General features: G+C 28.0%; 14 protein-coding genes. 11 read left to right on the forward strand and 3 right to left on the reverse strand.

Annotation, left to right across the window (positions count from 1 at the left end; genetic code table 11):
* The first annotated feature begins 109 nt into the window (after positions 1–109).
* The 3 genes from CHL78_RS05330 to CHL78_RS05340 all read left to right on the forward strand — a co-directional run bounded on the left by CHL78_RS05330 (position 110) and on the right by CHL78_RS05340 (position 4,569).
* Entirely contained in the window at positions 110–2,821 is a 2,712-nt protein-coding gene (locus tag CHL78_RS05330) for a sensor histidine kinase (RefSeq protein ID WP_116041228.1), read from the forward strand.
* Complete coding sequence (locus CHL78_RS05335) at positions 2,814–3,512, forward strand: response regulator (protein ID WP_094367649.1); 699 nt, start codon at positions 2,814–2,816, stop codon at positions 3,510–3,512. Before CHL78_RS05330 ends, CHL78_RS05335 begins: the two co-directional genes overlap by 8 nt.
* A gap of 100 nt (positions 3,513–3,612) precedes the next feature.
* Positions 3,613–4,569: a magnesium transporter CorA family protein gene (locus CHL78_RS05340; protein WP_094367648.1), complete on the forward strand. Its 957-nt coding sequence runs from the start codon at positions 3,613–3,615 to the stop codon at positions 4,567–4,569.
* Positions 4,570–4,947: 378 nt separating this feature from the next.
* Here the strand turns inward: CHL78_RS05340 and CHL78_RS05345 are convergent, their stop codons facing one another.
* Entirely contained in the window at positions 4,948–6,063 is a 1,116-nt protein-coding gene (locus tag CHL78_RS05345; RefSeq protein ID WP_094367647.1) for a tyrosine-type recombinase/integrase, read from the reverse strand.
* 242 nt (positions 6,064–6,305) lie between these two features.
* Between CHL78_RS05345 and CHL78_RS05350 the strand changes: the two genes are divergently transcribed.
* Both CHL78_RS05350 and CHL78_RS05355 read left to right on the forward strand, forming a co-directional pair.
* Entirely contained in the window at positions 6,306–6,878 is a 573-nt protein-coding gene (locus tag CHL78_RS05350; protein WP_094367646.1) for a GNAT family N-acetyltransferase, read from the forward strand.
* A gap of 44 nt (positions 6,879–6,922) precedes the next feature.
* Positions 6,923–8,026: a hypothetical protein gene (locus CHL78_RS05355; protein ID WP_094367645.1), complete on the forward strand. Its 1,104-nt coding sequence runs from the start codon at positions 6,923–6,925 to the stop codon at positions 8,024–8,026.
* 33 nt (positions 8,027–8,059) lie between these two features.
* On the opposite strand, the gene CHL78_RS05360 is transcribed toward CHL78_RS05355, so the two are convergent.
* A complete protein-coding gene (locus CHL78_RS05360; RefSeq protein WP_094367644.1) occupies positions 8,060–8,920 on the reverse strand; it encodes a YitT family protein in 861 nt (286 codons plus the stop codon).
* A 151-nt stretch (positions 8,921–9,071) separates the two neighbouring features.
* Between CHL78_RS05360 and CHL78_RS05365 the strand changes: the two genes are divergently transcribed.
* Both CHL78_RS05365 and trmB read left to right on the forward strand, forming a co-directional pair.
* A complete protein-coding gene (locus CHL78_RS05365; RefSeq protein WP_094367643.1) occupies positions 9,072–9,392 on the forward strand; it encodes a Fe-S cluster assembly protein HesB in 321 nt (106 codons plus the stop codon).
* Positions 9,393–9,514: 122 nt separating this feature from the next.
* Positions 9,515–10,153: a tRNA (guanosine(46)-N7)-methyltransferase TrmB gene (trmB, locus tag CHL78_RS05370; protein ID WP_094367642.1), complete on the forward strand. Its 639-nt coding sequence runs from the start codon at positions 9,515–9,517 to the stop codon at positions 10,151–10,153.
* A 133-nt stretch (positions 10,154–10,286) separates the two neighbouring features.
* On the opposite strand, the gene CHL78_RS05375 is transcribed toward trmB, so the two are convergent.
* A complete protein-coding gene (locus CHL78_RS05375; protein WP_094367641.1) occupies positions 10,287–10,565 on the reverse strand; it encodes a hypothetical protein in 279 nt (92 codons plus the stop codon).
* A 167-nt stretch (positions 10,566–10,732) separates the two neighbouring features.
* Between CHL78_RS05375 and CHL78_RS05380 the strand changes: the two genes are divergently transcribed.
* From CHL78_RS05380 to accC, 4 genes are all read left to right on the forward strand, one after another.
* Positions 10,733–10,933, forward strand: a complete 201-nt coding sequence (locus CHL78_RS05380) for a hypothetical protein (protein ID WP_094367640.1) — start codon at positions 10,733–10,735, stop codon at positions 10,931–10,933.
* Between the two features lie 109 nt (positions 10,934–11,042).
* Positions 11,043–11,804, forward strand: a complete 762-nt coding sequence (locus CHL78_RS05385) for a hypothetical protein (RefSeq protein ID WP_094367639.1) — start codon at positions 11,043–11,045, stop codon at positions 11,802–11,804.
* Between the two features lie 91 nt (positions 11,805–11,895).
* Complete coding sequence (gene accB, locus CHL78_RS05390; protein ID WP_094367638.1) at positions 11,896–12,348, forward strand: acetyl-CoA carboxylase biotin carboxyl carrier protein; 453 nt, start codon at positions 11,896–11,898, stop codon at positions 12,346–12,348.
* Positions 12,349–12,362: 14 nt separating this feature from the next.
* Entirely contained in the window at positions 12,363–13,721 is a 1,359-nt protein-coding gene (gene accC, locus CHL78_RS05395; protein WP_094367637.1) for an acetyl-CoA carboxylase biotin carboxylase subunit, read from the forward strand.

The raw sequence follows: 13,721 nt of genomic DNA on the forward strand, positions 1-13,721 counted from the left end.
TTACTATAAAATAAGTGCACATCCTTTTTATAGTAACATCACATAATGATAATTTTACTTTTAACAAGATATTTATATTATTCTAAGAAATAGAGGTGGGAGATAACTTATGGATAGACCTGATCCGAGAAGTCTACTAGAAAAAATTAAAGATGAGGAGAGTAAATTAAAAAGGGGACAGCTTAAAGTATTCTTTGGATATGCTGCAGGAGTAGGTAAGACATATTCCATGCTTGAATCAGCACAAAATCTTAAAAAATATGGTGTAGATGTTGTTGTTGGTTATATAGAACCTCATACAAGACCTGAAACTCTTTCGTTATTAGATGGTCTAGAGATTCTTCCAGTTAAAGAGATAAAGTACAAGACAATTGATTTAAAAGAGTTTAACTTAGATGCTGCTTTAAAAAGAAACCCAGAACTAATGTTAGTAGATGAGTTTGCACATACAAATGTAAGAGGACTTAGACATAACAAAAGATGGCAAGATATAGAAGAGTTATTATTAGCTGGCATTGATGTTTATACCACAGTAAATGTACAGCATTTAGAGAGCTTAAACGATATTGTTGAAATTATTACTAAAATATCTGTAAAAGAAACTATACCAGATAGACTTTTAGATAATTCTACACAACTAGAACTAATCGATATTGAACCAGATGTATTACTACAAAGATTTAATGAGGGTAAAATATATAAAAAAGATCAAGCTTTAAAAGCCAAAGATAACTTTTTCATAAAGGATAATTTAATAGCACTTAGAGAAATTGCTTTGAGAAAGACTGCAGAGAGAGTTAATAAAGAAGTACAAATCTCAAGACTTTCTAAAGGGGAAGTAACTGTAATACCTACCTCAGATACAATAATGGCTTGTGTAGGTCCTTCTCCTTCTTCAACAAAAATTATTAGGACTGCTTCTAGAATTGCTTATTCTTCTCTTTCAAAATGGATTGCATTATATATAACAACTCCAGAATCTAACAATTTAAATGAGACTCAAAGGAATCAACTGAAAAGTAATTTAGATTTGGCAAAAAAACTTGGTGCAGAAATAGTAGTACTTCATGGTGATAATTTAGTAGAGCAAATAATAAGATATGCGAAAATGAGAAATGTTACTAAAATTGTAATAGGTAGAAATCATAGTAATCATAAATTTATCAACAAGATATTAAAAAAAGATGTAGTTGATAAATTAATAGAGGAAGTTTACCATATAGATGTACATGTAATTCCTTATAAATCAGGTACTAAGGATAAATATATAATAAAAAAAGAAAATTCAATAAAATCAAAGTTTAAAATAACATATATTGACTTTATTAAACTTTCTATAATAACTATAATAAGTACAATAATTGCTTATTCACTTAGAAGTATTGGATTTGCTAGTGAGAATATACTATTAATATATATACTGAATGTTGTTTTTATTTCTGTATGTACAAAAGGATATACATCGGGAATCATTAGCTCTATACTAAACATTATATTGATCAATTATTTATTTACTGAGCCGTTACATACATTCTCAATAGATGATCCCAATTATATTATTACATTATTAGTATTTTGTATTGTAGGTATAACAACATCAACACTTACATCAAGAATTCAGCATCAAGCAGAAACTTATTCTAAGAGAGAAGAAAATACACAGATGCTTTATCAGATAAGTAGGAGTTTTTTAAGGGTATCTAGTAAAGAAGACATAATAAACAAGGGACTTGAACTATTATTTATTAGTCTTAGTAGGGATGTTGTATGTTATACTAAATCAAATTCAGGAAATGATCTAATCCTATTTGAAGAGAATAGAAATCTATCAAATAAATTAGTAAACGATGATGAAAAAGCTGTAGCTAGTTGGGTATTGTCAAATGCAACAATAGCTGGGAAATCAACAGATACACTTCCTGGATCTAAGGGATACTATATGCCAATCATAGGTATAAACTCTACTTTAGGTGTAATAGGTATTTCTTGCTATGAAAAAGAGTTAGACAACGAAGATATTTGTGTAATAGAAGCTATTGTAGCACAGATGTCAATTGCACTTGATAGAGAGATTTTATCGCAAATTAAAGAAAGTGCAAAAAATGAGTTAGAAAAAGAGCGATTTATAAGTAGCTTACTTAGAGCTATTTCTCATGATATTAGAACTCCTTTAGCTGGAATATCAGGAACGTTAAGTACAATAATGAAAAATAAAGAAGAGATTAATGATGATTTATTATATGAATTGATAGACGGAGCTTATGAAGACTCTCAGTGGCTTATTAGACTAGTTGAAAATCTACTAAGCATGACTAGAATAGATGAGAATAAACTAGAAGTAAAGAAAAAGTTAGAACTTGCTGAAGAAGTAATTTCTTCTTCTCTAAATCATATAAAAAGACGAATTGAAAATATGGATATAGAAATAAACATTCCCAATGATCCTATGTTTGTTCCTATGGATGCTAAGTTAATTGAACAAGTTTTAATAAATCTAATAGATAATGCAATAAAATATGCTGGAGAGCAATGTAAAATCAAAATTAATGTTTATGAAAAAAACAACCAAGCACAATTTGAAGTATGTGATAATGGACCGGGAATTCCAAGTGAGAATATAAAGTATGTGTTCGATAGATTCTTCACTGGTGAAGTGAAGTGTTCTGACTCTAGAAAAGGTGTTGGATTAGGACTTCCAATATGTAAATCTATAATAGAAGCTCATAAAGGTGAAATATATTCAATAAACAATAAACAAAAAGGTGCTACTTTTGGGTTTAATTTGCCAATGCATCATGAGGGGGGACTAGAAATTGAATAAAAAAGTAATTTTAGTAGTAGAAGATGATAAAACTATAAGGAAGTTTATATCCACATCCCTTGCAACTCAAGATTATAAGGTGATTGAAGCCATTAACGGTAAAGATGCTATATCACTTTGTGTGTCTTATTCACCTGACGTAATTCTTTTAGATTTAGGTTTAGAAGATATGGATGGGATAGATGTAATTAGAAATATTAGGCAGTTAAGTAATATTCCGATTATTGTGGTCTCTGCTAGAGAACAAGATAGAGAAAAAGTTGAGGCATTCGACGTAGGTGCTGATGACTACTTGACTAAACCATTTTCTATTATTGAATTATTAGCTAGAGTTAGAGTAGCGTTAAGACATAGTGCGAGTGGTTTTGTTGCAAGCGAAAATACAAAATCTACTTTTTCTGTAGATAAATTATTTATTGATTTCGAAAAAAGAAAAGTAATGATGAATGATTATGAAGTTCGCCTAACACCAATAGAGTATAGCCTTTTATCATTATTAGCTAGACATCATGGTAAAGTTCTGACTCATAATTTTATAATAAAAGAAGTATGGGGTAATATAATTGGAAGTGAAACTAATTCGCTTAGAGTTTTTATGGCTACTCTAAGAAGAAAAATAGAGAAACAGCCAGCAAACCCTAGATATTTAATCACAGAAGTAGGCGTTGGCTATAGACTTAATGATGAATAAATAATATTCAAATAGTGTAAAATAATAAAAAGGGATACTGAATTAATAAATTTTGGTATCTCTTTTTATTATTTTAAATAGTCTATTGAGTGGTGATTATATGTATATTATAGATTTAAGTACCAAAGATATTATGAATGAGTTTAATAAAAATTTCTATAAAAAAGGTAATTCTTATATTATATTAAGTACACCAGATGAACTTAATTTACTTCAAGAACCGTTAGATATAGATCAAGACACGCTTGAAGATTGCCTTGAATTTGATGAAAATACAAAATTAGATCTATTTGATAAATATGACTTTTTAAGCTTAAATACTTGTGAGCTTATAGAGAAAAAAGCAATAATAAAAGAAGTGAATTTATACTTATCAGATTGCTTTATAGTCGTAGTAGTTGAGGAAAATCACTTTATTTATAATTATGTGAAAAATATGATTACAAAAAATTTAGAACTTGAAAAAAGTTCAACCGTAACTTTGTTTAAAATCAATTATTCAATAATAAAAGAGGTTATACTTGTAGGATTTGAAACGTTGGATAAGGTCGAAGATTTAATTTTAAAAATAGAAGATGGTATGATGGATAAGGTCTGTAGTGATCATATTGAGGATATAAATTATATTAGAGGAATTACTAGAACTATAGTAAAAAATACAAGACCGCTTTTGTATATCGGAGATAGAATACTTAAAGAGAATATTAGATATCTAAAGCACTCAGATGTTAAAAAATATAATCTTGAAAATTTCCAAGATATAGATTTTGGTATAGATAAGTTATATACATTTGCTATTTCTACGAGAGAGCTTGCGGATAAACTTTTGGATATTTATAGTTCCAGAGTAGGTGAAAAGACAAACAGCTTAATTACGAAGCTAACATTACTTACAGCTATATCGACACCGCTTACAGTTATCACTGGGATATACGGGATGAATTTTAGATACATGCCGGAATTAGATTTTGTTTTTGCATATCCTCTAACATTACTATTTATGTTAATGATAATACTTATTGGAATTATTATTTTTAAAATCAAAAAAATTTTATGATAAATAGCAATATAGTTTACATAATATAGTTATTGTAATTATATTATTTTTTATAGAAAATATTCATTAAAAAAATGTTAGAAATATAACTAAAAAAGTGGATTTTTAGGCTACAACTTAATACAGCTTGTTATTGCGATTCTAAGAAGTTTTATCTTTTTTAATACTAAGTATCTATTAACTTTTTTAAACGGCATTAAAAACGATTTTAAAAGGTTAGTTTTCTTATCTTTTTTTCAGTTTGAAGATAAAATAAATTTAATTTAGAGTATTTATATAAAAGTAAAAATAGAGAAGTAACAGCGTCGAAATAATTTTATTATGTAAACTAATAATTAGGTTAAAAAAATAAAACTCATAATTGTGAGTTTTATTTTTTTAACCTAATTTAAATAGGCTCTCTGAAATTTTGTCAGAAGCTTCTTTATCCATTTCTTTAAGGACATGTGAATATGTATTCAATGTTGTATTTATATTAGAGTGACCAACTCTTTCTGAGATTACCCTTATAGGAACTTTCGAATTTATTAATAATGTAACATGGGAATGTCTCAGATCATGAAATCTAATATGTGGGAGATCATTATCATTTAAGAGTCTTGAGAACTTTTTGCTTATAACATCTTGTGCTATTGGTTTATTATTTTTATCGAAAAAAATAAGGTTTTTTTCAGTTTTTATTAAACCTTTTAGCTTTAACTCTATGTATTTTTTTTTATAATCTTTGAGCATATCCATAATTTCTTTAGGTGACGATATTGTTCTTATTGAACTTTCGGTTTTAGGGTCTTTTAAAATTACTTCTCCGTTTGATCTAGCTGTGATTTTATTTACGGTTATTGTATTGTTATTGAAGTCTATATTATCCCAAGTAAGACCTAGAATTTCGGATATTCTAAGACCTAAACCACTTGCTAAAAATATGGGTAATTGTAGTTCGGTATCCTTACATATATTAAGTAATTTTATCATTTTTTCTTGGTCATATATATTATTTTTAAACTTTTTTGCTCTTGGAATCTCTATACAATCTATAATATTTTCTCTGATTAGCTTTAAACGATAAGCTCTTTTTAAAGCGAGATTTAAAATATTTATATGTATCTTGATAGTTTGTGGACTTAAAATACCTACTAAATCATCTACGTAATTTTGGATATGTAATGGTTTTAGATCTTCTAATTTTATTTTACCGATCATAGGTACTATGTATTTTGTGATGATTCTTTTGTAACAATTATATGTTGTTATGGATAAATTTTCTTTATATTTTTCTAAAAAGTCTGCTAAGAATTCTTCTAAAATCATCTTATTAGGAGTTAGAAAATCATCATTATATATGCTGTCTTTTAACTCTGTAGCTCTCTTATTAGCATCTCTTTTTTTATCATAAGACCCCATATTCTTTTGCTTTTTCTTTCCGCTATCTAAGTCTTTGTATTCTAAATATACTATATAGTTTTTACTTCTTTTCCTTATAAAAACGAAACTCATAATATCCTCCAATGTTTTACAATTATATATCTATTGTAACATAATCTAAAAATAAATAACATACAAAATTCTGACATATAACTGACATAATATGATTAATTATACCTATAACTATTGATAAATCTATATTTTATAAAAATGGCATAAAACTATATATTTTATGTCTTATATGAACAGTTATACTATTTCTAGCATAATCTATATAAATACTATTCAATAAAATAGTTAAAGGGGAAGCAATTATGTATAACATTAAATATCCTCAAATGAAAACATTAGAAACTAAAAGATGTATACTAAGGCCTGCAACCTTAAAAGATACAGCTGACTTATTCGAATATTATCAACAAGAAAAAGTTGTAAAATTCTTACCTTTTAACAAACATAAAAATATACAAGATACACATAATTTTATAAAGTTATTTTTTCTAGATAATTATAAAAAAGGTAAAATTGGTCATTTTGTAATAGTATCAAAAAAGAGCAAAAAAGTTATAGGAAATGTTGGCTTCAATAATATTTCTCAAGATTCAAAAGAAGGTGAGATGGGAATTTGTATAAATCCATCTTATTGGGGTAACGACTTATCCACCGAATTAGCAGTAGAAATGCTTAGGTTTGGATTTGAAGACTTAAAGCTAAATAGAATTATAGCTATACTATATGAAGAAAATGTATATTCAAAAAAACCGTTAGAAGTATTGGGGTTTAACTTTGTCGGAAAATTTATAAGAAAGATAACTTCGACTAAACCACATAAAAGCGTAATATGCTATAAGTATGAAATGATGAGAAATAACTACTTTAATAATTAGTTCTCTTTATTAATAATAATTTTATAGAAAAGGAATGATCAGCTGTGGCAGAAAATAATAATGTTATAGAAGATTGGATAAGTAAAGATTTAAAATTTGCCTTAGCTAGTACCTATAATAAATCAGAAGAAAAAATTACGAAACAGTTTCTATCTACATTAAAAGAAATTGATTTAAGTTACAAAAATATTGAAGATATAAGAGGAATACAATTTGCCTTTAATGCACTAAAACTTAATTTAAGTAAAAATAATATTAGTGACGTGTCTTACTTAGGTATTTTATATAAACTTACAGATTTAGATTTGAGTGACAATAAAATTAAAGATGTCTCTTTCTTAGTTAATATGAAGAAACTCAAAAGTATAGGCCTAGAGTGTAACAATATATCTTACATTCCAAGTTTAAATAATCTAAAGAATTTAGCTCTCATTAATGTATCTAACAATAAAATTCAAGATTTATCTTTTATAAAAACTATATGTACACATAATGTCAAAGTGATAGCTAGTGATCAATGCGTACTATTAAATAGTGTAGTTGTAGATTATGGCGAAGATTTTACTTTTAAACCTAACATACTTTGGGATGAACATACACCTGTACTATATGATAATGTCCAAGTGGATGGGGAATACAGTAAGCTTGAGACAGATGAAAGACCATCCTTATTATATTCAATTTCACAAATGATAGTTAAAAACATATGCTCAAATTGTATAATAAAGGCGGATTTTTATCACGAAGTTAATTTCTTTAAATCAGGAATACTAAGTGGTATTCTTATCCAACCAATATTGATAAAGTTATCTACAGCTTCTTTCGGGATAGAAAAGCTTAAAAAAAGTAAAATAACAGGGTGCATATACGGGTGTCTATCACTGAGTATTAGTAGTGATCGTGAGGAAACTCCAAATAATCAGTTTTTAGAAAATAAATTAATAACTCTTATAGATTCAAACGGAAATAAATTCTATAAATTTACAAAGGAAAAAGGAGAATATAGTTTTGATGATTTATCTGCAGGTAGATATACAGTTTTATTTCCTTTTATTAGCGATTACGAATATACAACACCTAGCCTTTGCATATGCAATCTAAAAGATGGTTTTAATTTAGAAATAAATTCAACTTTACGAAAAAAATAAAAGCTTACAAAATAAAAAGCGGCACTGCCGCTTTTAACTTTGTAAGCTTTTAAATCCTTCACCTAAAACTTCATGAACATTAGTTACTATAATAAATGCATTTGGATCTGTTGCCTTAACAAGTCTTTTAAGATGAACTTCTTGATTCTTAGGAACAACTACAAGTAGTATATCTTTTTTTTCATCAGTATATCCACCTTTACCATCTAAAATAGTAAGTCCTCTATCTAGGTCATTAGTTATTGCAGTTCTAAGTTTTTCTGATTCATTTGAAATAATAAATAATCCTTTAGAATAATCAAAACCTTCCATTATTGCATCAGCTATCTTAACAATTACATAAAGAGCGATTGCAGAATAAAGAGCTGTTTCTATGTTCTTATTTACTATACCTGATGAAATAACTACAATGCCATCTAAACAAGTCATAAATTTAGTGACTTTTATTCCTGGGAATTTTTTACTTAAAATAAGAGCTATTAAATCTGTTCCACCTGTAGAACCATCTACCATAAAAACAATACCAATACCTATTCCAACAAATATTGCACCACATATTGATGCAAGTAAAACATCTTCCGTTACAGTGATATTTGATAAAGGTGAAGTTAATTTAATAAGTGCAGAGAATAAAACAGTACCAATTAATGTTTTAATAGAGTTCTTCTTTCCTAATATCTTAAAAGCGAATAGTACTAATGGCACACCTATAATAAGCATTATACTAGAGACCGAAATGCCAGTAAGTTTATTAAGTACTACAGACATACCACTAAGGCCTCCTGGAGCTATTGTATTAGGCTTTAGGAACATATTAATACCAATACTCATAGATATACATCCGATTATTAACCCCAATGCTTCTATTATAATAGAAGATTTATATTTTTTCATGAAAATTACCTCCTTAATCTGTCAATTTTATATTATAACAATAAAGGCTTGTTTTTTGAAGTACTTTGTTTTACTATTTTTAATTATAGGGGGAAACTTAAAAACTGAGTAAACAAAATTTTAATAAAATATTAAAGGGGAATGATTTTATATGAAGGTTACTTTACCAAGTACAGCGGTAGATATATTAAAAGATATATTAAAGGATAATCAAGATAGACCAGACAATATAAGGGTTTACTTTTCAGGTAATGGTTGTTGCGGACCATCATTTGGTCTTGCATTAGATGAGCAAAAAGATAGTGATATAACTTGCGAAGTGAATGATTTAAAATTCATTATGACAAAAGAAGAGTACGATCAATACGGAGATATTGTAATTGAGGATACAGAATATGGCTTCAGAGTAGCACCAGAGAACATAGAAGAAGGTAGCGGATGCGGTGGAGGATGTTCTGGCTGCGGTCAATAATAATATATAAAGGATACTAGCTATGATTAGTATCCTTTTTTATTTTTTCACAATTAATTGCATAAACTATCGAAATGAAGTTATAATTAGTAAGGTGAATTTTATATACAAGGAGATATGACATGAGAAGACGAAAAGTAAAAGGTGCAGATGAGAAGTTATTAAGCTATAAAGATTACGTTATTAAAGAAAATATTGAAGAAATGAAAGGTAAGTGGAGTGTTCATTTTGAAAATAATAATCCTATACATGTAGAATTTGGAACTGGTCGTGGAAAATTTATAACAACTTTAGCTAAGCAAAATCCTAATATAAACTATATAGCAATGGAGATAAAAGAAGAAGTACTTGTAAAAGCAGTTGAAAAAGCTGATGAAAACAATTTAGACAATATATTATTTGTTTGGGGAAATGTAAACAATATACTAGATTACTTCGATGAAAAAGAAATAGATAGAGTATATGTAAACTTCTGTGATCCGTGGCCAAAAACTAGATGGGCGAAAAGAAGACTAACACATACTAACTTCTTAAATAAATATGATAAAATACTAAACGCAGATGGAGAAATACATTTTAAAACAGACAATGAGAAGCTATTTGAATTTACGTTAAATGAAATTGCATCAGATGGATGGGCATTAAAAAATATATCGCTTAATTTAGCTGAAAGTGACTATAATGAAAATGTAACTACTGAATACGAAGATAAATTTATGTCTCAAGGTATGAAAATTTATAGATGTGAAGCTAAGAAGTAAACAAAAACTATATTAATGCCATATTTAGCATGCGGGAACAAATGTTCTGGTACGGTAATTTATATAACAATACTATAAATTACAAATATAAAAAAGGACTATCTTAAATTAATTTTAGGATAGTCCTTTTTTATTAAAACATTCCATTTTTACGACTAGTAGCATAAACGCCCATCATTACAACTATAGAATATAAAGCGTATAAGAAAATTCTTATATTTTGAATGTCAAATCCAATAATATCAAAGTTATCTTTAGTCTCTGGTAGTATAACTAATATAGCTGAGATAGCAATAAGAAGTGGATTTATAACTATTTGCTTATCCGTTCTTAAAATCATTATCTTACCAATCCAAACTATAGATAAAATTAAAAATAATATCTTAAGTATAAACTCAATGGTGTCTAACATAATCAACGCTCCCCTTTACTCAGTGGATTTATTTGTATTGTTACCATATTAATCATATTTAATCAAAATAGTCTTAATTTACCATAATAAAAAGTATACACAAAAAAGTATTGTAATACAATAATTTGATTACAATATAATTATAATAAAAAATAGGAGGTAATATTTTGTGTATTCATTCTTTTAATAATAACTTAGAAAAACAAAATTTCACTTACGAAGAATATGATATTTTGAGTTCTATTTATAAATCTATTGAATCTAATGATAGAGAGACAGCAATAGATCTAACAAATAAACTTATTTCATTACAAACTAGAGATGAGGATATAACAGCTCTTAAACTTGCGATTGAAAGTCTTATATAACAAAAGCTTCCTATAAAATAGGAGGCTTTTTGTTATTAATATGGAATAGATATAATTATAAAGATAGAATCATATTAATTAATATATGGTTTTTAAGGGGGGGAATTGAATGAGCTCTAAATTTTTAAATTGGTATTCTCAAGCTTTAGGATCTGCAATAGGACTTATAGCCTGTATCTATGCATACTTAAACGGAGATATGTTTGTATATAATAATATTGGAGGTAACTTTGACTCACTGAGCTTTGGAGGTATGTTATCAAGTTATACTTTATTTCCTCTTTGCATACTAACTCTATTACTTTCAATTATGAAATCTTATATGCTGGGTAAGATGATATGCAAGATATCATTGGATAGATTTAATATGGCTATAAGTATAATTACAGTTATAATTGGTTTACTTGGAACTGGTGTGAACTTTTTAATTCCGTCTTTACTAATTTTACTGTCTCCTCTTACTACACTTGCTAAACTAATAGTACATAATTTTAATGAAAAAAGTAAAGATTCAAGAAATCCAGAACTTGCATCATGCTCTGCTCAAGGTGATATTGTAGTAGCAGAAGAGTGTACTGAAAATTTAAATAGTTTTAATAAAATAGAATCGAGTGTAGAAGTTAGTTCGCAATATAGTTGTGATGATGGTAAAGGTGCTAAGAATCCGATTCAAGAACAAATGTTCGACGAGCGTGAAAATAGCATGTTATGCAATGAAAACAAAAAAGATAAAAAATACTTAGCTAGAAAAAATATGGCTATAGATTTAATCAACAAAGATGCCTCAATTGACTTTATATCAGATATATCAGGGCTGACTTTAGATGAAATAAGTATCATTAAAAGTGAATCTAATGCTATAAATAGTTAGTGCCGATAAAATAATCGGCACTTTTTCTTTTAGATTTTATTTTTTTGTGATATAATATTAGCACCAGGTAATAATACGAGGGGGTAAATAAATGAAAACAAACGAAATTAAAGATTTATTAAAATTTATAGATTCTACAAACTTAACTTCAGTAAAGCTAGACTTAGAAGGTATTAAGTTAGAGGTGTCAAAAACAAATTCACAAGTAGAATATAAATATGCTGAGAAATCAGAAGCTACAGATTTTAACTATCAAGAAGAGATAAGCGCAGAAAGAGAAGTAGAAGTACATGATGATGAAAAGACTTCTTTTGTTGTAGCACCATTAATAGGAACATTCTATGCTTCACCAAGCCCACAAGACGAAAATTTCGTAAAAATAGGTGATATAGTTGAAATAGGCGATACACTTTGTATACTTGAAGCTATGAAGCTTATGAACGAAATAACAAGTGAAGTAAGAGGAGAAGTAATTGATATTCTAGTAAAAAACGAAGATTTAGTAGAATATGATCAGCCTTTATTTAAAATAAAATCATTCTAGATTGGAGGAAATATATGATAAAGAAAATATTAATAGCTAATAGAGGAGATATAGCCGTTAGAATAATTAGAACATGTAAAGAAATGGGTATACAGACTGTAGCTATATATTCTGAAGCTGATAGAGAATGTGTACATAGATACTTAGCAGATGAATCTATATGTATAGGACCTAATAATATCAGCAAGAGCTATAACAATATAGACAATATAATTTATCTAGCACTAAAGTTGAACTGTGATGCTATTCATCCTGGATTTGGTTTTTTATCTGAAAATGCTGAATTCGCAGGTAGATGTGAAGAAAACAATATAATACTAATCGGTCCAACAAAAGAACAAATGATATTAATGGGTGATAAATCTCGTGCAAGGCAAACTATGATAGACTTGAATGTTCCTGTAGTTTTAGGATCAAAAGAGGTGTTAAAAAGTAAAGAAGAAGCACTTAGTTTAGCAAATGAGATTGGATATCCTGTGATGATAAAGGCCTCTAATGGAGGTGGTGGAAAGGGTATGAGAATAATTAATTCTCCTGATGAAGTTTTCTCTAGTTATGAATTAGCAAGTGCTGAAGCTTTGGCTGCATTTTCTAATAGTGACTTATATATGGAAAAATATATCGAAAACCCTAGACACATAGAAGTTCAAGTATTTGGAGATAAGTTTTCAAATGCAATACACTTAGGTGGTAGAGATTGCTCTATGCAAAGAAGAAATCAAAAGGTTATAGAAGAATCATTAAGCGATTATCTTAGTGATGAAGAAAAAAACAATTTATATAATACAGCTTTAAGCATAGTAAAAGGAGTTGGATATATAGGTGCTGGTACTATTGAGTTTATAGTGGACAGCTCTAAAAACTTTTATTTCATTGAAATGAATACAAGGATTCAGGTTGAGCACCCAGTAACTGAGATGATTACAGGAATAGATTTAATAAAGTTACAAATATCTATAGCAGATAATAAGCCTATTCCTTTTAGACAAGAAGAGGTTGTGTTTAGAGGTCATGCTATAGAATGCAGAATAAATGCTGAGGACGCTTCTAAGGACTTCAAGCCATCTCCAGGTGAGATAACATCATTAAACATTCCTGGCGGGTTTGGAGTGCGTTTTGATACGTTTGTGTACACAGGATATACTATACCACCTCTTTATGATTCAATGATTGGAAAACTTATATGCTGGGGTGAAAATAGAGAAGAATGTATAAATAGAATGAATAGGGCTCTTGATGAAATAATAATTAGTGGAGTAGAGACTAACGTTGAGTTTCAAAAATCGCTTATAAATAGTAATGCATTTATAAATGACACTCATTATACAAAGTTTATTGAAAATAATTTTATCAAAGCTCTTAGTATCGTATAA

Source organism: Romboutsia weinsteinii, assembly GCF_002250835.2.
Taxonomy (GTDB): domain Bacteria; phylum Bacillota; class Clostridia; order Peptostreptococcales; family Peptostreptococcaceae; genus Romboutsia_A; species Romboutsia_A weinsteinii.